Annotated in this window: 12 protein-coding genes; 6 read left to right on the top strand and 6 right to left on the bottom strand. The window is 69.2% G+C overall.

What is annotated here, in order from left to right; genetic code table 11:
• The first annotated feature begins 36 nt into the window (after positions 1-36).
• The 4 genes from AC07X5_RS00545 to AC07X5_RS00530 are packed head-to-tail and all read left to right on the top strand — an operon-like array spanning position 37 to position 7,686.
• On the top strand, positions 37-4,197 hold the full coding sequence (locus AC07X5_RS00545) for a YhdP family protein (RefSeq protein WP_494768638.1): 4,161 nt from the start codon (positions 37-39) through the stop codon (positions 4,195-4,197).
• Positions 4,194-5,009, top strand: a complete 816-nt coding sequence (locus AC07X5_RS00540) for a carbon-nitrogen hydrolase family protein (RefSeq protein ID WP_494768637.1) — start codon at positions 4,194-4,196, stop codon at positions 5,007-5,009. Before AC07X5_RS00545 ends, AC07X5_RS00540 begins: the two co-directional genes overlap by 4 nt.
• Positions 5,006-7,057 (top strand): two-component system sensor histidine kinase NtrB, encoded by a 2,052-nt coding sequence (locus AC07X5_RS00535; protein WP_494768636.1) that lies wholly within the window; start codon positions 5,006-5,008, stop codon positions 7,055-7,057. Before AC07X5_RS00540 ends, AC07X5_RS00535 begins: the two co-directional genes overlap by 4 nt.
• Complete coding sequence (locus AC07X5_RS00530) at positions 7,057-7,686, top strand: response regulator transcription factor (protein ID WP_494768635.1); 630 nt, start codon at positions 7,057-7,059, stop codon at positions 7,684-7,686. Before AC07X5_RS00535 ends, AC07X5_RS00530 begins: the two co-directional genes overlap by 1 nt.
• A 9-nt stretch (positions 7,687-7,695) precedes the next feature.
• Here AC07X5_RS00530 and AC07X5_RS00525 read toward each other — a convergent pair whose 3' ends face one another.
• Entirely contained in the window at positions 7,696-7,848 is a 153-nt protein-coding gene (locus tag AC07X5_RS00525; RefSeq protein WP_409960881.1) for a hypothetical protein, read from the bottom strand.
• Between AC07X5_RS00525 and mltA the strand changes: the two genes are divergently transcribed.
• On the top strand, positions 7,781-9,007 hold the full coding sequence (gene mltA, locus AC07X5_RS00520) for a murein transglycosylase A (RefSeq protein WP_494768634.1): 1,227 nt from the start codon (positions 7,781-7,783) through the stop codon (positions 9,005-9,007). The genes AC07X5_RS00525 and mltA overlap by 68 nt on opposite strands.
• Before the next feature lie 148 nt (positions 9,008-9,155).
• On the opposite strand, the gene AC07X5_RS00515 is transcribed toward mltA, so the two are convergent.
• From AC07X5_RS00515 to AC07X5_RS00495, 5 genes are all read right to left on the bottom strand, one after another.
• A complete protein-coding gene (locus AC07X5_RS00515; protein ID WP_494768633.1) occupies positions 9,156-10,865 on the bottom strand; it encodes an MFS transporter in 1,710 nt (569 codons plus the stop codon).
• 80 nt (positions 10,866-10,945) lie between these two features.
• Positions 10,946-12,421: a DUF3999 domain-containing protein gene (locus AC07X5_RS00510; RefSeq protein ID WP_494768632.1), complete on the bottom strand. Its 1,476-nt coding sequence runs from the start codon at positions 12,419-12,421 to the stop codon at positions 10,946-10,948.
• A complete protein-coding gene (locus tag AC07X5_RS00505; protein WP_494768631.1) occupies positions 12,418-15,330 on the bottom strand; it encodes a DUF2339 domain-containing protein in 2,913 nt (970 codons plus the stop codon). Before AC07X5_RS00505 ends, AC07X5_RS00510 begins: the two co-directional genes overlap by 4 nt.
• 192 nt (positions 15,331-15,522) lie before the next feature.
• Positions 15,523-15,654, bottom strand: a complete 132-nt coding sequence (locus tag AC07X5_RS00500) for a hypothetical protein (protein WP_409960886.1) — start codon at positions 15,652-15,654, stop codon at positions 15,523-15,525.
• 46 nt (positions 15,655-15,700) lie between these two features.
• Entirely contained in the window at positions 15,701-16,183 is a 483-nt protein-coding gene (locus tag AC07X5_RS00495) for an Lrp/AsnC family transcriptional regulator (protein ID WP_409960887.1), read from the bottom strand.
• A gap of 190 nt (positions 16,184-16,373) precedes the next feature.
• Between AC07X5_RS00495 and AC07X5_RS00490 the strand changes: the two genes are divergently transcribed.
• Entirely contained in the window at positions 16,374-19,949 is a 3,576-nt protein-coding gene (locus AC07X5_RS00490; RefSeq protein WP_494768630.1) for an indolepyruvate ferredoxin oxidoreductase family protein, read from the top strand.
• Positions 19,950-19,988: the final 39 nt, after the last annotated feature.

The raw sequence follows: 19,988 nt of genomic DNA, 5'->3' as shown, positions 1-19,988 counted from the left end.
CCGCGGGTCATAATTCCTGCCACATTCAATCCCACCATGATCGATCCCACCCCGCACCCCTCACGCCTGCTCAAGACAGTGGCAGGCTTTGCGCGGTGGTCATTGGGGCTGCTGCTCACCTTCTGGCTGCTGCTGACCATCGCCTGGGGGGCCCTTCATGGCTGGATTGTGCCGCGAATCGGCGAGTTCCGCCCGCAGCTGGAAGACCATGCCGCACGGGCGCTAGGGGTTCCCGTGCGCATCGGGGCCATCAGTGCGCGTTCGGAGGGGCTAATCCCCTCCGTGGAACTGGTGAATGTGGCCCTGCTCGACACCGCCGGCCGCGAGGCGCTGCGCCTGCCGCGGGTGGTGGTGGCCCTGTCGCCGCGCTCGCTGCTGAACTTCGGCTTCGAACAGCTCTATATAGAGAAGCCCGATCTGGACATCCGCCGCGCCAGTGACGGCAGCATCACCGTGGCCGGACTGGCCATGAAGGACAGCGGGGGCGACAACCATGGCGCCGCGGACTGGTTCTTCTCGCAGGGCGAGGTGCTGATCAAGGGCGGTACGCTGCGCTGGACCGACGAGATGCGCAAGGCGCCGCAGTTGGCGCTCACCGACGTCAACCTGGTGGTGCGCAACGGCAACTGGAGCCACCGCATGCGCGTGGACGCCACCCCGCCACCCGACTGGGGCGACCGTTTCACCCTGGTCGGCCTGTTCCGCGCGCCCCTGCTGCGCGCGCGCGACGGCAACTGGCAGCACTGGAACGGCCAGGTCTATGCCGACTTCGCGCGGGTGGACGTCTCCCAGCTGCGCCACCATGCCGACCTCGGGGTGGAGGTGGCCCAGGGCCGCGGTGCCCTGCGCGCCTGGGCGGACGTGAAGAGCGGCCAGATCGTGGGCGGCACGGCCGACCTTGCGCTGGCCGATGTGAACGCCACCCTGGGCGCGGGGCTGGAGCCGCTGGCGCTGCCCTCCATTGCCGGGCGCCTGGGCGGGCGCCAGCTCAAGGGGGGCTTCGAATTCTCCACGCAAGGCCTGCAGTTCACGACCGACGACGGCCTGCGCTGGCCCGGTGGCAACGCCAGGCTGGTGTACACCGATGCCACCGCCAAGGCGCCCGCACAAGGCGACTTCCGCGCCGACCGGCTGGAGCTGGCGGCCCTGGCGCAGGTTGCCAGCCGCCTGCCCCTGGGCAGCACCGCCCACGATGCCGTGCGCCAGTACGCTCCCAAGGGCCTGGTGGACGAGATCCAGGCCACCTGGAAGGGGCCGCTCGATGCGCCGCAGCAGTACCAGGTGCGCAGCCGCATCCAGGGGCTGGCGCTGGCGGGCGAGGTGCCTGGCAACGGCGCAGCACAAAGCATGGGGCTGCGCGGCGCCAACGTCGATGTGGAGATGACGCAGGGCGGCGGCAAAGCCACGCTGGCCATCGATTCCGGCGCGCTGGTGCTGCCGGGCGCGTTCGAGGACCCGGTGCTGCCGCTGGACCGGCTGAGCGCCGAGGTGCGCTGGCAGATCGAAGGCGAGCGCATCGCCGTGCAGGCCAGCGACGTGAAGTTTGCCAACGCCGATGCGCAGGGCGAGGCGCGCGCCACCTGGCACACCTCCGATCCCACCAAGGGGCCGCACCGCTCGCGCTTTCCCGGGGTGTTGGACCTGTCGGGCAAGCTCACGCGGGCCGACGGCACGCGCGTGCACCGCTACCTGCCCCTGTCCATCCCCGAGGATTCTCGGCACTACGTGCGCGATGCCGTGGTGGCGGGAACGGCGAGCAGCGTGGACTTCAAGGTCCGGGGCGACCTGAACGACATCCCCTTCAACGACCCGCGCCAGGGCGAGTTCCGCATCGCCGCGCGCGTCAAGGACGTGACCTACGCCTACGTGCCGCCCAGGCTGCAGCCGTCCATCGATACGACGCGCTGGCCGGCGCTGACGCAGCTGCAGGGCGAGCTGGTCTTCGAGCGCTCGTCCATGCATGTGCGCGGCGCCAGTGGCAGCTTTGCCGGTACCCAGGGGGTGAAGGTGTTGCGGGTGGAGGCATCCATCCCCGATCTCTCGCACACGGTCGTGGGCGTCAATGCCGACACGCGCGGACCCCTGACCGAGATCCTCGGCGTGGTCAACACCTCGCCGCTGGCGCGCTTGACGAACCAGGCGCTGGCCCAGGCCAGCGGCACGGGCCAGGCCGACCTCCAGCTCAAACTGACCCTGCCCATCAGCAACATCGACAAGTCCCGGGTGCAGGGCAGCGTCACCCTGGCCGGCAACGACGTGCGCATCACCCCCGATACACCCATGCTCGGCCGCGCGCGCGGCGCCGTGCAGTTCAGCGAGGCGGGTTTCTCGCTGGTGGGCATGCAGGCCCGGGCGCTGGGCGGCGATGTGAAGCTCGAAGGCGGCATGCGCTCCTTGCCGCCAGGCGCGCCGGCTACCGAGTCGGCGATCCAGCTGCGCGCCCAGGGCACGGCCACGGCCGAGGGGCTGCAGCAGGCGCCTCCGATGGGCCTGCTGTCGCAGTTGGCCAGCCGGGCCACGGGCAGTGCGCCCTACACGCTGGCGCTGGGCTTTCGCCGCGGTGTGCCCGAGGTGCAGGTGACGACGAGCCTGCAGGGGCTGGCACTGGCGCTGCCCGCTCCGCTGGGCAAGACGGCCGAGACCAGCTTGCCGCTGCGCTATGACAACTCCCTGGCGCGCGAATCGCTGACCGGCACGGTGACCGCCGGCGGCACCCTGCCGCCGCTGCGCGACCAGATCACGCTGGACCTGGGTGCCCTGGGCTCGGCCACCTACCACCGCGACGTGAGCGGCGCCCAGCCGCGCGTGCTGCGCGGGGCCATCGGCGTGGGGCTGGCACCCGGAGAGGCGGCGCCGATGCCGGCCGAGGGTGTGGCCGCCAATGTGCAGCTGGCCAGGCTCGACATCGATGCCTGGGAGGAACTGCTCAGCCCGCCGGCCCGCCCGCTGCCCGGTGCTGCGGCCCGTGGTACCGCACCGGGAGGCGTCACGCTGGCCAGCACCACGCAGGAGTACCTGCCGACGCGGGTGGCGCTGCGCGCCAGGGAGCTGTCGGCGCAGGGGCGCACCCTGCACAACGTGGTGGCCGGCGGCCAGCGCGACGGCCCGGTCTGGAAGGGCAACATCGACGCGGCCGAGCTCAGCGGCTTTGTCGAGTTCCGCGAGGGCGGCGGCGGCGATTCGGGCAACGGCCGGCTGTATGCCCGCCTGTCGCGGCTGAACATGCCGCAAAGCGATGCCAACCAGGTCGAGGCCCTGCTCGAAGAGCAGCCGGGTTCGCTGCCCGCGCTGGACATCGTGGTCGATGACTTCGAGCTGCGCGGGCGCAAGCTCGGCCGGGTGGAGATCGAGGCGCAGAACCGCGGCAGCGACACCACGCCGCGCGAATGGCGCCTGGCCAAGTTCAACATCACCTCTCCCGAAGGCAGCCTGGCGGCCAACGGCAACTGGGCGCAGCTCAACCAGGTGCGTGCCGCCGGGGGCGGCTCCGGCGAGCGCCGCACGGTGCTCAATTTCCGGCTCGACATCCGCGACTCGGGCGACCTGCTGGCGCGCTTTGCGATGCCGGGCGTGATCCGCCGCGGCAAGGGGCGCATGGAGGGGCAGGTGGCGTGGATGGGCGCGCCCTTCAGCCCCGACTACCGCTCCATGACGGGCCAGGTCAACGTGAACATCGAGGCCGGCCAGTTCCTCAAGGCCGACCCGGGCCTGGCCAAGCTGCTCAGCGTGCTCAGTCTGCAGTCGCTGCCGCGCCGCCTGACACTCGATTTTCGCGATGTTTTCAGCGAAGGCTTTGCGTTCGATTTCGTGCGCGGCGACCTGCGCATCGAGCAGGGCGTGGCCACCACCAACAACCTGCAGATGAAGGGGGTGAACGCGGCTGTGCTCATGGAAGGCAGCGCCGACATCGACCGCGAGACGCAGGACCTGCGCGTGGTGGTGGTGCCCGAGATCAATGCCATGACGGCCTCGCTGGTGGCCACCGCCATCAACCCGGTGATCGGCCTGGGCAGCTTCCTGGCCCAGGTGTTCCTGCGCGGCCCGCTGATCGAGGCGGCGACGCAGGAGTTCCGCATCGATGGTTCCTGGTCCGACCCGCGCGTGGTGCGCGTGCCCCGGCGCACGCGCCTGTCGGGCAATGCGGCGGACAACAGCCCCTCGCCCACCGCCAGTTCCCGAACCGGAGAGTCCTCATGAAAGTCGCTGCGCTGCAGATGGTTTCCGGCACCCACCTCGACGACAACCTGGCCGCCGCCCGTGACCTGCTGGAGCAGGCGGCGCGCGAGGGCGCCGAGCTGGCCGTGCTGCCCGAGTACTTCTGCATCATGGGCCGGCAGGACACGGACAAGCTGGCGCTCCAGGAGTCGCACGGCGAAGGACCGATCCAGGACTTTCTGGCGCGCGCGGCGCGCGAGCTCGGCCTGTGGATCGTGGGCGGCACCCTGCCGCTGCGCGGCAACGATGCCGTGCGCGTGCGCAACACCACGCTGGCCTTCAACCCCGAGGGCGCCTGCGTGGCGCGCTACGACAAGATCCATTTGTTCCACTTCGACAACGGCCAGGACCAGTTCCACGAGAGCCGGGTGATCGAGCCCGGCGACCAGGTCGTGCAGTTCGACCTGCGCTCGCGCGAAGGCGAGCTCTGGCGCGTGGGCCTGAGCGTCTGCTACGACCTGCGCTTTCCCGAGCTGTACCGCGCCCACGCCCAGGCCGGGGCCGACCTGCTGCTGGTGCCCAGCGCCTTCACCCACACCACCGGCCAGGCGCACTGGGAGGTGCTGCTGCGCGCCCGGGCCATCGAGAACCTGGCCTACGTGCTGGCCCCGGCCCAGGGCGGCGTGCACGAGAACGGCCGGCGCACCTGGGGCCACAGCATGCTGGTGGACCCCTGGGGTGAGGTTGCGGCGCTGCATGCAGAGGGCGCGGGCATCGCCGTGGGCACGCTGGCCAAGGCACGCCTGCGCGAGGTGCGCAGCCAGCTGCCTGCCCTGGGCCACCGCGTGCTGTGAGCAGGCCGCGCCGAACCCTCTGGCAACGCTGGCGTGGCGCGTGGCGGCGCTGGTCGCTGTGGACGCTGCTCGTGGCGCTGGTGGTGGCCATGCTGGTCACCGTGGTCTGGCTGGCCGGCCGCTACGAGGCCAGCCAGGTGCAAAGCCGGCTCGAGCGCGATACCGCCGACGCCGTCTCGGACGTGCGCGTGGCCCTCACGCGCAACCTGCAGAGCCTGCAGGCCCTGCACGCGGAAGACCCGGGGGTGCTGGCCTGGGAGGTGAATGCCTCCGAGTTGCTGCGCGGCCACCGCGAGTTGGTGCGTCTGGAATGGCGCGACACCGGCATGCGGCTGCGCTCGCAGGTGCAGACACCGTTTCGCCCCGTGTACTGGGACCGGGGAACGCGCGAGAGCGCGCACTCCGATGCCTCGCTGGCCTGCGCCAATGCGCGCCGGCTCAGCGGGCCGGCGTATTCCAGCAGCTACTTCCAGCCGCACGGCGACGGCCTCGGCTCGGAGATGATGGAGCTGTGCCTGCCCATCACCTCGGGCGGGCGCAGCACCGGTTTCCTGGTGGCCACCTATGCGCTCAACGCCATGCTCGAAGACCTGGTGGGGCACGGCCTCACGCGCAGCCAGGAGGCCTCTTTCACCGAAGCCGATGGCACGCGCCTGGCGGTGCTGGGCGCGGCGCGCCGCGGCTCGCGCATGTTCACGGCCACGCACCTGCTGGACCTGCCCGGTGCCACCCTGGTGCTGCGCATGGACACCTGGCACAGTGCGCCGAGCCTGTTCCCGAACGTGCTCACGGCGCTGGTCACGGCCATGTCCATCGCGCTGGTCACGGTGATGGTGGTGCTGGTGCGCGACAACCGCAGGCGCCTGCGCGCCGAGCGCGACCTGGGGGACGCGCTGGCCTTTCGCAAGGCGATGGAGGATTCGCTGGTCACCGGGCTGCGCGCGCGCGACCTGGAGGGGCGCATCACCTATGTCAACCCGGCCTTTTGCGACATGGTGGGCTTTGCACCCCAGGAGCTGCTGGGGCTGAGCGCGTCGGCCCCGTACTGGCCGCCCGAGCGCGTGGAGGAATACCAGCAGCGCCAGGCCATCCGCTTTGCGGGCTACATGCCGCCGCGCGAAGGCTTCGAGTCGGAGTTCATGCGCAAGGACGGCACGCGCTTTCCGGTGCTCATCATCGAGGCGCCGCTGATCAATGCCCAGGGGCTGCACACGGGCTGGATGAGCGCCTTCCTGGACATGAGCGAGCAGCGCCGCATCGAGGAGCTGTCGCGCGCCTCGCAGGAGCGCCTGCAGGCCACGGCGCGCCTGGCCACCGTGGGCGAGATGGCCTCGCTGCTCAGCCACGAGCTCAACCAGCCGCTGGCCGCGATATCGAGCTACGCCACCGGCTCCATGAACCTGCTGGAGGCGCCTGCCGGTGCGGGCGATGGACCTGCGCCCGAGAGCCTGCAGGATGTGCGCATGGCCATGCAGGCCATCGCGCGCCAGGCCGAGCGCGCAGGCAAGGTGATCAAGAGCGTGCACGACTTCGTGCGCCGGCGCGACCAGGCGCGCGAGGCCGTCACCGCGCAGCAACTGCTCGATGCCATCATGCCGCTGGTGAGCCTGCAGGCACGCAAGATCGGCGTTCGTGTCCATACCCTGGTGGAGCCGGACCTGCCGGCCGCGCTGTGCGACCGCACCATGGTCGAGCAGGTGCTGCTCAACCTGGCCCGCAATGCCATGCAGGCCATGGACGTGCCCGGCGTCTCCAAGCGCGTGCTGGAGATCCGCGCGCGCCGCGCCGCATCGAATGCGCACCAGGCCTGGATCGAATTTGCCGTGGCGGATCTGGGTGCCGGCATCGAAGCCGAGGTGGCCGAGCGCCTGTTCACCCCCTTCTTCACCACGCGGGCCGAGGGCATGGGCCTGGGCCTGAGCCTGTGCCGCACCGTCATCGAGCAGCATGGCGGTTTCCTCGGTTTTGCCCCCAACGAACCGCGTGGTACGGTATTCACCTTCACGCTGCCCGTTCACCAATCCCCTGCTTCTACTTCCTCCGCCTGATGGAACCAGTCTCCAATGCCACCGTGTACATCGTCGATGACGATGCCGGCGTGCGCGAAGCCCTGGCCTGGCTGCTGCGTTCGCGCCGCCTGCCCAGCGAGTCCTTCGACAGCGCCGAAGCCTTCGACGCCGCGCTGCGCGCGCGCCCGGCGCAGCGCCATCCGTGCTGTCTGCTGCTGGATGTGCGCATGCCGGGCATGAGCGGCCTGGCGCTGTTCGACCTGCTGATCGTGCGCGGCGATCTGGCGACCATGCCGGTGATCTTTCTCACTGGCCATGCCGATGTGCCCACGGCCGTCGATGCGGTCAAGCGCGGCGCCTTCGACTTCTGCGAAAAGCCGTTTTCCGACAATGTGCTGGTGGACCGCATCGAGCAGGCGCTGGCGCAATCGGCCGCCCGCCTGGCCACCCTGCGCGAGCGCAGCGACCTGCAGGTGCGCCTGGCCGACCTGACCGAGCGTGAGCGCGACGTGATGGACCTGGTGGTGGCGGGCCTGCCCAACAAGCTCATTGCCGACCAGCTCGACATCAGCGTGCGCACGGTGGAAGTGCACCGCGCGCGGGTGTTCGACAAGATGCAGGTGAAGTCGGCCGTGGAGCTGGCCAACCTGCTGCGCCCGGGACACTGATCCTGGCGTTCAGTCCTTGCCTGCTGGTGTGCTGGGGTCCTTGCCTTCCTCGGATTCCGGGGCCTTGAGTTCGCCACCCCGGCGCCCGGAAAACATGGTCCACCAGACGATGGCCACCAGCACCACCAGCGCCAGCAGCGCTTCAAGCAAAATCAGCCCCATGAAATTGACACTCCTGCGCCTTGTGATGACGGCGCTGATTGTAGGAACGCTGGCCGCCTGCGCCACCCGGCCCGCCCCCACAAGCCCCTCGTCCCCTGGGGCCATCTTCCCTGCGCCGGTGCCGGGCGCCGTGGTCGTGCCTGGTGACAACGGCCCGCTGCCGCCGGCCATGGCCCAGCCCAAGAGCCGCTGGATCCCGGTGCGCTGGGCCGAGCTTCCGGGTTTCGCCAACGACGCGCCGCACGAGGCCTGGAACGCCTGGATCAAGAGCTGTGAGCGCCCTGCCCCGCAATTCGTGCAACTGTGCGGCGAGGTGCGCCAGCTGAGCATTGCCACCGCCGAGGAGCAGCGCGCCTGGATGGTGGCGCGCCTGCAGCCCTACCGCGTGGAGTCGGCCGACGGCAATCCCGAGGGCCTGCTCACCGCCTATTACGAGCCCATGATCGACGCCGCGCGCCAGCCCGGCAATGGCTACACCGTGCCGGTCTACCGCCTGCCTGCGGGATTCGGTGCGCGCAAGCCCTGGTACACGCGCCAGCAGATCGACACCCTGCCCGAGGCGCAGGCCGCGCTGCAGGGGCGGGCCATTGCCTGGCTGCGCGATCCGGTGGAGTCGATGGTGCTTCACATCCAGGGCTCGGGCCGCCTGCGCGTGGCCGAGCCCGATGGATCGGTGAGCCTGGTGCGCGTGGCCTATGCGGGTACCAACGATCAGCCCTACCAGAGCGTGGGCCGCTGGCTGCTGGACCAGGGTGCCACGCGCGACGCCACCTGGCCCGGCATCCGCGCCTGGCTGGCGCAGAACCCGCAGCGCACCAACGAGCTGCTGTGGGCCAACCCGCGCTATGTGTTCTTCCGCGAGGAGCCGCTCGACGCCATGGAGGCCGGCTTCGGCCCCAAGGGTGCCCAGGGTGTAGCGCTCACGCCGGGCCGTTCCATCGCCGTGGACCGCCAGAGCATTCCCTATGGCACGCCGGTCTGGCTGGCCTCCACCGGACCGCAGGTGCAGCTCAACCGCCTGGTGCTGGCGCAGGACACGGGCAGCGCGATCCTGGGTGCCGTGCGGGCCGACTATTTCACCGGCTGGGGCCAGGAGGCGGGCGACATCGCTGGCCGGCTCAAGCAGGGCCTGCGCCTGTGGGTGCTCTGGCCACGGTAGTAAGCACCCCCTGAGTCGCTTCGCGCCTTCACCCCTCTCTCGACTCGCTGCGCGACTCGGGAGGGGGACGCCCCCGGTGCGGCGGGGCGGCCCTTGCACGGGGGCACTGGTGTAGGCAGCGTGCCAGTTTTTACGTTCGTGGGCTGGCTCAGCGCTCGACCACGAAGCGGGACACCACGGGCGGTGCGTCGCCGATGTGGAAGGCCAGCTTGCGCTCGCGCAGGGCGACGTCGGAGGCGGTGACGCGGTCGAAGCGGCGCAGGTGTTCGGTCCAGGACTCGTCCTCGATCTGCTCCACGTAGCGCGCCGGGTCGGCGATGTCGTGGCGCAGCTGCCAGGACAGGGCACCCTGGCGCAGGCGGCTGCGCCGGCTCTCCTGCATGAGCTCGCGGAAGTCGGCAGCGCGTGCGGGGTCGATGGTGTACTCGATGGTGGCGACCACGTGGCCGCGTTCCGGTGGGGTGGGGGCCACGGGCACCTTGAAGGCTTGCGAGGGGCTCAGGTCCTCTTCCATGTTGCGGTCGGCCACCAGGCGCTGCACCAGCGCCATGGCGGTGCACCCGGTCACGGCCGCGATGCCCAGGCTCAGGTGCACGCTGGTGAACGTGGCCACCTGGCCCCACACGGCGGCGCCCAGGGCCGTGGAGCCCATGATGGCCATCTGGAAGATGGACATGCCGCGCGCGCGCACCCAGTTGGGCAGCGCCAGCTGGGCCGAGACGCTGAGCGTGTTGGCCGTGGTGATCCAGGCCATGCCGCCCACCACCATGGCCGGCACGGCCACGTAGACATTGGGCGCAATGGCCATGACGCCCGTGGCCGCCGCCTGCAGCAGGGTGCCGCGCAGCACCAGCACGTCGCGCGGCATGGCCTGGCGCAGTCGCGGCAGCAACATGGCGGCCGCAATGGCGCCTGCGCCCATGGACGCCAGCAGCAGCGTGAAGGTGCCGGCGCCGCCGCCCTCCAGGCCCTTGGCCAGCAGGGGCAGCATGGCCAGCAGGGCCGTGGCATGGAAGAAGAACACCGAGATGCGCCACAACACGGCACGCAGGCGCGGCGACTGGCGCACGAACTGCAGGCCCACACGCATGGCGCTGCCCAGGCGTTCGCGCCCCAGGGGGCTGGGCACGTGGGTGCGCTTCCAGCGCATGATCACCAGGCCCGAGCCCACCGACAGCACGGCGTTGAGCACGAAGACCCAGGCGCTGCCGGCACTGGCGATGATGGCGCCGGCCAGCAGCGGGCCGATGATGCGCGAGGCGTTCATGGCCACGCCGTTGAGCGCCAGGGCCGCGGGCAATTGGGGCCGGCTCACCAGTTCGGGCACGATGGCGGCGAACACCGGCCAGCGCATGGCCAGCCCGATGCCATTGGCAAAGGTCAGGGCCAGCAGCAGCGGGGCCGTCATGCCGCCGGCCAGGATGGCTGCGCACAGGACCAGCGCCACGGCAGCCACCCAGAACTGCGTGGCCATGAAGTAGCGCCGCCGGTCCAGGATGTCGGCAAGCGCCCCGCTGGGCAGGCCGAGCAGGAACACCGGCAGGGTGGAGGCGGACTGCACCAGCGCCACCAGCATGGGCGAGGTGGTGAGCGAGGTCATCAGCCAGGCGGCCGCCACGTCGTTCATCCACATGCAGGTATTGGCCGCCATCCAGGTCAGCCAGAGCATGCGGAATACCGGCACCGACAGGGGGGCCAGCGGTGACAGCGATGCCTGCGGATCGGGCGTTGGCCCTGCGGGGGGCGCTGTGTCCTCCAGGCTTCCCTGCGCGGCCCCAGTCCCCTCGGCCGGTGATGAGGTGGGTGCGGATTCGGGTGCGACGCTGCGCGTGCTTTCGTGGGACGGCAATGGTGGCATGTCTGCACATTGTGCGACGGTTGGAGTGGCCGTGGTGGGGCAGCGCCAAATAGCCGACTGCAGGCCTGTCCCTTCCCCCTTCAGACCGCGTCGGTGGGCTCAGCCAGTGCGTGCTGGTCCGCCCGCCTTGTCTGCCTCAGCAGCAGCCAGGCCATGAGCGCCAGCGCCCCCACGCCCGCCAGCAGCACGCCCCACAGCACGGCACTGCGCGTGGAGATGCCGCCGCTGGCGACCGCAGCAGGCACCAGCGCGCCGTCTTTGGGCTTGCCACCGGTGATGTCGGCCCGGGCTGCATCGGCCAGCGCCATGGGCAACTGGTTCTCCTGTGCGGGCTGGTAGCCCGGCACCAGGCTGGCCATGGGCAGGAAGGCACTGGTCGCGGCGCTGGCGCCGGGCAGCCCGGCAGCCAGTGTGAAGGGCCCTTGCCCGCTGGCCAGGAACACCAGTTGCGCGGGCTCGAACTGCAGCGCCATCTCGGGCGTGGCGGCAAAGCCGGGGGTCTTGGGGTCGGCTTCGACCTTGATCTCGCGCACCGAGGCGCCGCCCAGTTCGACGGGGCCGCTGGCCTGCTCCTTGCCTCCCACGGTCATCTTGTAGACCACCGCGCTCGCCAGCAGCGACCAAGGCTGCTCGCGGTGGTTGCGGCCCAGCACGCGCACCGGGATCAACACATTGCTGCCGGGCGGCTTGATCTGGAGCGCGGCGACTGGCGTGGCAAACGGCAGCGCAAACACCAGATCATGCGGGTTGTTGCCCAGTGGCGGCACCGCCATGCCGGCGCTGACGCGCTCGCGCGGGCCTGTGTTGGTGGCGGTAGCCAGCCTGACGCCGCGCAAGGTCACGGCAGCGTCACCCCAGGTCACGCGCAGGTAGTGGTCTTTGAGGCCGGCGCGCTGCAGGTCGATCTGCTCGCTGCCCAGGCGACCTGGTGCCGTGGGTGCCATTGCAGCGTCGGCACGGTACAGCACGGTCTCGGCCAGTGGGTGCCAGTGCTTGAGGTCCTTGCTGGCCTGCACCTGGAACGTCACGGGTTGGCCTGCTGGCAGATCCGCGTCCAGGGCCATGCGGGCCACGGGCAACTGCACATTTCGCGCGTCAAGCAACGCGCCCTGCACGGTTTGTGGGGCTGCAGGACCTGCTGCGCCGGCCCTGTCGACCTGCACCACCACGCGCTGGCCCTGGCGCTCCTCGATGCGCAGCGACAAGCCTTCCAGCCCTGCCGTCCCCGCGCCCGCAGCGGCCAGGATGGGATATGCGGGCAAGGTCACCGACTCTTCTGGGGTGCTGGCCGCCGCCACACCGGCCAGTGCCATGGGCACGGGCTGGCCCAGGCCGTTGAAAAGGCGCAGGTCGGCATAGCCCGGGCTTTGCAGGCGCACCAGCACCTCGGCGGGCAGCAGGATGCGCTGCAGCGGCGCATCGGCCGCGAGCGTCACGGGAACGCGAATGGCATAGGCCGCAGGGTTGTTGGCGTCGGTCACCGCGTGGGCCGCACCGGCACACAGGGACAGGGCGGCAGCGGCCAGCGCCAGGTTCAGAGCGACAGCAGGCTTCATGGAAAAGTCTCTTGGTGCGATGGCGCCAGCAGTGGGGCAGCAGGCTCCGCGCGGGAAACCGCCTTGGGCGGCAAGGGCGCGAAGTAGCCCACCACCAGCATGAGCACACCCACGGCGATGAAGGCAATGATGCGTTCGGCACCGCCGGCATTGGACAAATCGATCAGCAGCAGCTTGACCACCACCGCGCCCAGCAGGCCCGCGCCCACCAGCCACAGCGGCCGCTGCACGCGCCGGTGCGCCAGCACCATCATGCTGAGCGCCAGCAAGGTCCACAGGATGGCGTAACCAGTCTGCACCACGAAGCTGTCGAACAGCGCCGACGCATCCCAGCGCACGCCGAAGAAGTGGTGGGCCACACGCAACCACACGGTGTTGATGACGATGAACGCCAGTAGCGCCAACGCCTGCAGCGCATGGCGCCCGGTGACCCAGCCCGAGCGGGCCGGGAGCGGCAGCGCCGAAAGCAGTGCCCGCCGCCAGAACAACAGGCCGCCCAACGCGAGCGCGAGCGTCAGGTCGGTGGGGTTGAGCAGTGGAATGTAGGGCAGCGGCGTGGTGTGGCCCGACGAATGCACTGCCGCCAACAGCGCGCCCCAGAACACCATCACCGCCAGGGGCGCGGCCGCCAGCCAGTAGTAGGCCTCGGCATGCGGGTTGAGCGGCCAAGGCAGCGCCGCACGCGGCGCCAGCCGGTTGCCACGACCCGCCCACAGCGCCAGCAGCATCAACACCGCAATGCCGCTGACCAGCAGGACCACACTGGCCCAGGAGGTACGCCACAGCTCGGCCTTGTCGATGCCGGACCACAGGCAGTCGGCCAGCAGCAAGGTCACCAGCCACACGGTGGCGGCATGGAACCAGCCAGCGAAGGAGGTGGGAGCACCCGGCTTGCCATCCACATCGGCCGCCACCTGCAGGCGGTCTGTCTGCCTGAGCATCCACACATGCAGCGCCAGCACGATGGGCCACACGGCCCAGGCGGGGGTTGCGAGCACGCGGTAGCCGTCGGCCACCTGCACGACCAAGCCCAGCGCCAGCATCGCAATGGTGCCGCGCGCCGGCCAGGTCGCCACTGCCCAGCGCGTGCGAAGGCCGAGCACCATCGACAGCGCGGCGCTGAGCACGACGGCCAGCATGGCCAGCAGTTCGGTCACCTGTTCGGAGAACACCGACATGGGCCACTGGCCCGCTTCCAGGCCGGGCACACGTCGCGTGATTTCCAGGAGCCAGGCCAGGCACCAGAACACAAAGCCGTAGAGATAGGCCGGATTGGACAGCCGTGCCTCAACACCCGCATAACCCCGCGCCCAGGCCGAGCCACTGTGCGGCAGCGGCTGGCGCAGCCACCAGGCCAGCAGCAGCGAGGGCAGCGCGATCAGCAACGCGCCCAGGAAGGCAGGGTTGACCAGCGGCAGCGGCGAGATGCTGGAGGTGCTGCCCAGGAAAGCCAGCATGGCCACGACCTGCAGCACAAGCCCGAATGCGCGCGGCATCCAGCGGGCCTGGCGCATGCCGACCCAGAAAGCGCCTGCGCCTTCGAGCGCCCAGACCGCCGATGTCCATTGGGCGTCCAGCGCCAGTGGCACGGCCAGTGTGGCAAAGCCCACGCCAACGGCAATGAAACATTCGACGAGCAGGCGCCAGCTGGCCAGCGCGCGGCGCGCCAACACGGTCGCAGTTGCCAGGTACAGCGCGGCAAAGGCCGTTGCGGAGAAGGCGGCGCCCAGCTCAAAAGGCTGTACCAGCCCGGCCTGCAGACCAAAGCCCACCAGCGGCGTGCCGAAGACCAGCATGGTGTCGACGGCATTGCCCAGACTGGTGGGCGTGTTGCGGGCATAGAGGATGGCAGCACAAAGGTAGATCAGCACAAAGCCCGCAAGGAAGGGCTGCGTGCTGGCGTAGTTCTCGGGCTGGTACTTGAGCGCACCCCATGCCGAGGCGACGCCAAAGGTGGCGACAAAGCCCACCACGTTGAGCATGCGCCAGGAGCGCTTGTGGGCAATGAAGAGAATGGCCAGGTTCAGCAGGGTGTAGTAGCTGAACAGGCCCACATGACTGCCCTGGCCCGTGGACAGCAGGATGGGTGCGGCAAAGCCACCTGCAAACGCCGCCACGGCAAGCGCGCGCGAGTCCTGCAGCAGCGCCAGCGCGCAACTGGCCGCGCAGACCGCGATCATCAGACCGAACGCATGGAGCGGTGGCAGCAGCCCGTAGAGCCGGAAGGCGGCGAACACGGTGAGGTACATGACTGCCACGCCACCGCCCTGCAGGGCCAGCGCAAAAGCGGGCTTGTCAGCGCGCTTGCGGAAGCCCACCACCAGCAGCGCAATGCCCACCGCCGCGACCGCGGCCAGGCGGAATTCGACCGGCAACAGCCCGGCCGAAGCGGCATACCGCGCAAGGAAGGACAGGCCAATGAACAAAATCACCAGGCCTGCCCGCACGATGGTGTTGCCGCCCAGTAGCCAGTTCCTGGCGGCAAGCACGGCCTGGCCCAAGGCGTTGGGTGGGGCGGGCTGGCGAGGTACATCGGGGCGGGGAGGCACCGGAGCCGAGTTTGCGGCCGAGGTCTGGACGGGCGGCAGGTCTTGCGGCGTGGGTTCGCCAGTCCAGAACGGATCGTCCGCGTCCGGGCGTTCGTCCCGGGTCACCGGCGGTGGGGGTGTGGGCGAGGCCACCTGTGCCCGGTCTTCGGCGGTGGGCGCCGCGTGTGCCGCCGCAGCCGGCGGGGCAACAGCCTTCACGGCCTTCGCCTGCAACTCGGTACGGATGGCGGAGCGCACCGCCCAGCGCAGCGACAGCCCGGCAAAAAACCCCAGGATGGCGCCGACAAACGGTCCGAAGTCGCCATGGCCGCCAAACCACGAACCCAGCACCGCGCCCCAAAAAATGCCCCAGATGATCATGCCGCTCGCTCCCTCTTTGGGACTTCCTTCGACAGGCCGCCTGCCTGTACGAAAGAAGCCATCGTATTTTTAGCCCAGCCGGCCAACGCGCAACCGCCTGAGCATTGCGCCCCGGTCGTGGCGCGGGTGCGCGCGGCAGCTGGGTGGTTGCGCGGTGGTTGTGCTGTGGTGTCGCAGGCTTTGGACAGGTTCTTATACAGCACACCCTGTGGTGAATCCGCGCTCGAACGCCTTGTTACCTTGCAGGGGATCGGCCATCGGGGCATCGCCCAGCCCCGTGCGCAGCGGCGTGTCCGCGCCGATATCCGGCCGAAAATTGGCCATGGCGCATGTCCATCAAGCGCAAGTTGCTACAAAATAAGTAGCATCCTCATCTCGTCCGGGCGAGGTGCGTGAGCGGCAGCGCCCCGCTGGCCTTGACCTCGCCGAGCGAGAAGCTGGTGTGCATGTCTTTCACATTCGGCAGGTTGAGCAGCACGTTGCGCGCGAACTGCGAAAAGCTCTCCAGGTCGCGCGCCACCACCTGCAGCTCGAACGTGCCCGTGCCGCTGATGTAGTGGCAGGCCACGACCTCGGGGATCTGGGCGATCGCATCTTCCATCTCGCGCGTGAGGTTGCCGGTGCTGCGGTCCGCATCGAGCCGCACAAAGGCCAGCACCCCCAGGCCGATCTTGTTGCGGTCGATCTCGGCGCGGTAGCCCTTGATGAAGCCTTCTTCCTCCAGCGCACGCACGCGGCGCCAGCACGGCGCAGCCGACAGGCCCACGCGCTGGGCCAGCTCGGCATTGGTCAGCCGGGCATCGGTTTGCAGCTCGTTGAGGATGGCAATGTCGAATTTGTCGAGAGTGTTCACAAAGTGGCCGGATAAAGAAAGATCCTTTCTCAGAATAGCCTAAACACAGCACACAACGCAAAGACATATCAGCGACGCGGGCATACACTTGTCTTCACACTGGAGGTGCCGCCCTAAACGGATGGCAGCGCGGTGCCCCACCGTCCCCACAAGGGACGCACCCCCACAAGAAGCCAATGGAGACATAGCCATGAATGCCCCCCTGCCCGAGCACATCCGCAAGGCCCTAGAGACGGTCACTCTGGACGACAAATACGCCTTGGACCATGGCAGGGCGTTCATGAGCGGGGTGCAGGCCCTCGTCCGCCTGCCCATGCTGCAGCGCCAGCGCGATGCGATGGAGGGGCTCAACACGGCCGGCTTCATCAGCGGCTACCGCGGCTCGCCGCTCGGTACCTACGACCAGTCCCTGTGGGCGGCCAAGAAGCACCTGGAGGCCAACAACATCGTCTTCCAGCCCGGCGTGAACGAGGAACTGGGCGCCACGGCGGTCTGGGGCACGCAGCAGCTCGACCTGTACCCCCAGTCCAAGAAGTTCGACGGGGTCTTTGGCATCTGGTACGGCAAGGGCCCGGGTGTGGACCGCTGCTCGGATGTGTTCAAGCACGCCAACATGGCCGGCACGGCCAAGCACGGCGGCGTGATCGCCATCGCCGGTGACGACCACATCAGCAAGAGCAGCACGGCCGCGCACCAGAGCGACCACATCTTCAAGGCCTGCGGCACGCCGGTGTTCTTCCCGAGCAGCGTGCAGGAGATCCTGGACATGGGCCTGCACGCCTTTGCGATGAGCCGCTTCTCGGGCGTGTGGTCCGGCATGAAGACCATCCAGGAGGTGGTCGAGTCCTCGAGCAGTATCTCGGTGGACCCCGACCGCGTGAAAATCGTGATGCCCGAGGACTTCGCGATGCCGCCGGGCGGTCTGCACATCCGCTGGCCCGATGCGCCGCTGGAGCAGGAAGCGCGCCTCATGGACTACAAGTGGTATGCGGCCCTGGCCTACATCCGCGCCAACAGGCTCAACTACAACGTCATCGAAGGCCCGAACGACCGCTTCGGCATCATCGCCAGCGGCAAGGCCTACAACGACACGCGCCAGGCCCTGGTGGACCTGGGCCTGGACGACGACACCTGCCGACAGCTCGGCATCCGCGTGCACAAGGTCAACGTGGTGTGGCCGCTTGAAGCCACCATCACGCGCGATTTCGCCCAGGGCCTGCAGGAGATCCTGGTGGTCGAGGAAAAGCGCCAGGTCATCGAGTACCAGCTCAAGGAAGAACTGTACAACTGGCGTTCGGACGTGCGCCCCCACGTGCTGGGCAAGTTCGACGAGCCCGAGGGCGATGCGACGGGCGGCGAATGGTCCATGCCCAACCCCAGCCAGAACTGGCTGCTGCGCGCCAAGGCCGACCTGACGCCGGCCATCATCGCCAAGGCCATCGCCAAACGCCTCAAGAAGATGGGGGTGTCGAGCGACATCATCGCCCGCATGGATGCGCGCATTGCCGTCATCGAGGCGAGCGAGCGCGGCATGGCCGAGCTCAAGGTGGAAACCGGCGAGCGCGCACCCTGGTTCTGCAGCGGCTGCCCGCACAACACCAGCACCCGCGTGCCCGAGGGCTCGCGCGCCGTGGCCGGCATCGGTTGCCACTACATGGCCAACTGGATGCCCGACCGCAACACCTCCACCTTCACGCAGATGGGCGGCGAGGGCGTGACCTGGGTGGGCCAGGCCCCGTTCACCACCGACCAGCACGTGTTCGCCAATCTGGGCGACGGCACCTACTTCCACAGCGGCCTGCTGGCCATCCGCCAGAGCATCGCTGCGGGCACCAACATCACCTACAAGGTGCTCTACAACGACGCCGTGGCCATGACCGGCGGCCAGCAGGTGGGCGAGCGGCCCGAGGGCCACTCGGTGCTGCAGATCATGAACAGCCTCAAGTCCGAGGGCGTGGTCAAGCTCATCATCGTCACCGACGAGCCGCAGAAGTACGACGGCGTGGCGCTGGCCGAGGGCGTGACGGTGCACCACCGCGACGAGCTCGACGCGCTGCAGCGCCAGTTCCGCGAGATCAAGGGCTGCACGGTCATCATCTACGACCAGACCTGCGCCACCGAAAAGCGCCGCCGCAGGAAGCGCGGCACCCTGGCCACGCCGGACAAGACCGTAGTCATCAACGACCTGGTGTGCGAGGGCTGCGGCGACTGCTCGACCAAGTCCAACTGCCTGAGCGTGGAACCGGTGGAAACCGAGTTCGGCCGCAAGCGCCGCATCAACCAGAGCACCTGCAACAAGGACTATTCCTGCGTCAACGGTTTCTGCCCGAGCTTCGTCACGGTGGAAGGCGGCAAGCTCAAGAAGCCCAAGAAGGAAAAGAAGGGCGACCTGGCCAGCCTGCCGGCCATCCCCGATCCCGTGCTGCCCGTGGCCGAAGCGGCCTGGGGCATCGTGGTCGGCGGTGTGGGCGGTACCGGGGTGATCACCATCGGCTCGCTGCTGGGCATGGCGGCGCACCTCGATGGCAAGGGCGTCATCACCCAGGACGCCGGGGGCCTGGCGCAAAAGGGCGGCGCCACCTGGAGCCACATCCAGATCGCCAACCGGCCCGAGGCCATCTACACCACCAAGGTCGACACGGCCAAGGCGGACCTGGTGATCGGCTGCGACTCCATCGTGGCGGCGCACAAGTACACCCTGGCCGTGATGCAGCCGGGCCGCACCTTCGTGGCGCTCAACACCCATGGCACGCCCACGGCGGCCTTCGTGACCAACCCCAACTGGCAGTTCCCCGGTGCCAACTGCGACAGCGCCATTGCGGCGGCCGTGGGGGCCGGTGGTGTGGGCAGCTTCGATGCGGAGCAGGTAGCCACCCAGTTGCTGGGCGACAGCATCTACACCAACCCGCTGATGCTGGGCTACGCCTGGCAAAAGGGCCGCGTGCCGCTGACCTACGCCTCGCTGATGCGCGCCATGGAGCTCAACGGCGTGCAGGTGGACAACAACAAGGCCGCCTTCGAGTGGGGCCGCCGCTGCGCCCACGACCTCAAGGCCGTGCAGTCCCTGTTCCAGGCCGCGCAGGTGATCGAGTTCGTCAAGAAGCCGTCGATCACGGAGATGCTCTCCAAGCGCGTGGACTTCCTCACGGACTACCAGAACGCCGCCTACGCCGCCGAGTACACGGCCTTCGTCGAGAAGGTGCGTGCCGCCGAAGGCCAGCTCGGCACCGGTACCCGCCTGTCGGAGGCCGTGGCCCGCTACCTGTTCAAGCTCATGGCCTACAAGGACGAGTACGAGGTGGCGCGCCTGCACACCGACCGGGCCTTCACGGACAAGATCGCCAACATGTTCGAAGGCGACTACAAGCTGGTGCACCACCTCGCGCCGCCCATCACGGCCAAGAAGAACGAGCGCGGCGAACTGGTCAAGCAGCCCTTCGGCCCCTGGATGCGCAGCGCCTTCGGCGTGCTGGCCAAGCTCAAGGGCCTGCGCGGCACCGCTTTCGATCCGTTCGGCCGCACCGAGGAGCGCCGCATGGAGCGCGCGCTGATCGTGGAGTACCGCGCCTGCATCGAGGAGCTGCTCAAGGGCCTGACGGCCGACAACCTGGCCTTGGCCGTGGAGATCGCACGCATTCCCGAAGACATCCGCGGCTACGGCCATGTGAAGGAGCGCCACCTGGCTGCGGCCCGCCCCAAGTGGGATGGCCTGATGGCCCAATGGCGCCGGGGCGGTGCGGTGCCGGTCGAGCGCCAGGCCGCTTGAAGTCCGGCGGCCTGGCCGCATCTTGACCGGAGAGCCCGC

Source organism: Acidovorax sp. GW458-11-26-14-TSB4 (assembly GCF_059423865.1).
This window is presented reverse-complemented; position numbering and strand designations above follow the sequence as displayed.

Coding starts and splice junctions, on each gene's coding strand:
- AC07X5_RS00545 (WP_494768638.1), top strand. CDS start 37: ATGATCGATCCCACCCCGCACCCCTCACGCCTGCTCAAGACAGTGGCA.
- AC07X5_RS00540 (WP_494768637.1), top strand. CDS start 4,194: ATGAAAGTCGCTGCGCTGCAGATGGTTTCCGGCACCCACCTCGACGAC.
- AC07X5_RS00530 (WP_494768635.1), top strand. CDS start 7,057: ATGGAACCAGTCTCCAATGCCACCGTGTACATCGTCGATGACGATGCC.
- mltA (WP_494768634.1), top strand. CDS start 7,781: ATGGTCCACCAGACGATGGCCACCAGCACCACCAGCGCCAGCAGCGCT.
- AC07X5_RS00525 (WP_409960881.1), bottom strand. CDS start 7,848: ATGGGGCTGATTTTGCTTGAAGCGCTGCTGGCGCTGGTGGTGCTGGTG.
- AC07X5_RS00515 (WP_494768633.1), bottom strand. CDS start 10,865: ATGCCACCATTGCCGTCCCACGAAAGCACGCGCAGCGTCGCACCCGAA.
- AC07X5_RS00510 (WP_494768632.1), bottom strand. CDS start 12,421: ATGAAGCCTGCTGTCGCTCTGAACCTGGCGCTGGCCGCTGCCGCCCTG.
- AC07X5_RS00505 (WP_494768631.1), bottom strand. CDS start 15,330: ATGATCATCTGGGGCATTTTTTGGGGCGCGGTGCTGGGTTCGTGGTTT.
- AC07X5_RS00500 (WP_409960886.1), bottom strand. CDS start 15,654: ATGGCCAATTTTCGGCCGGATATCGGCGCGGACACGCCGCTGCGCACG.
- AC07X5_RS00490 (WP_494768630.1), top strand. CDS start 16,374: ATGAATGCCCCCCTGCCCGAGCACATCCGCAAGGCCCTAGAGACGGTC.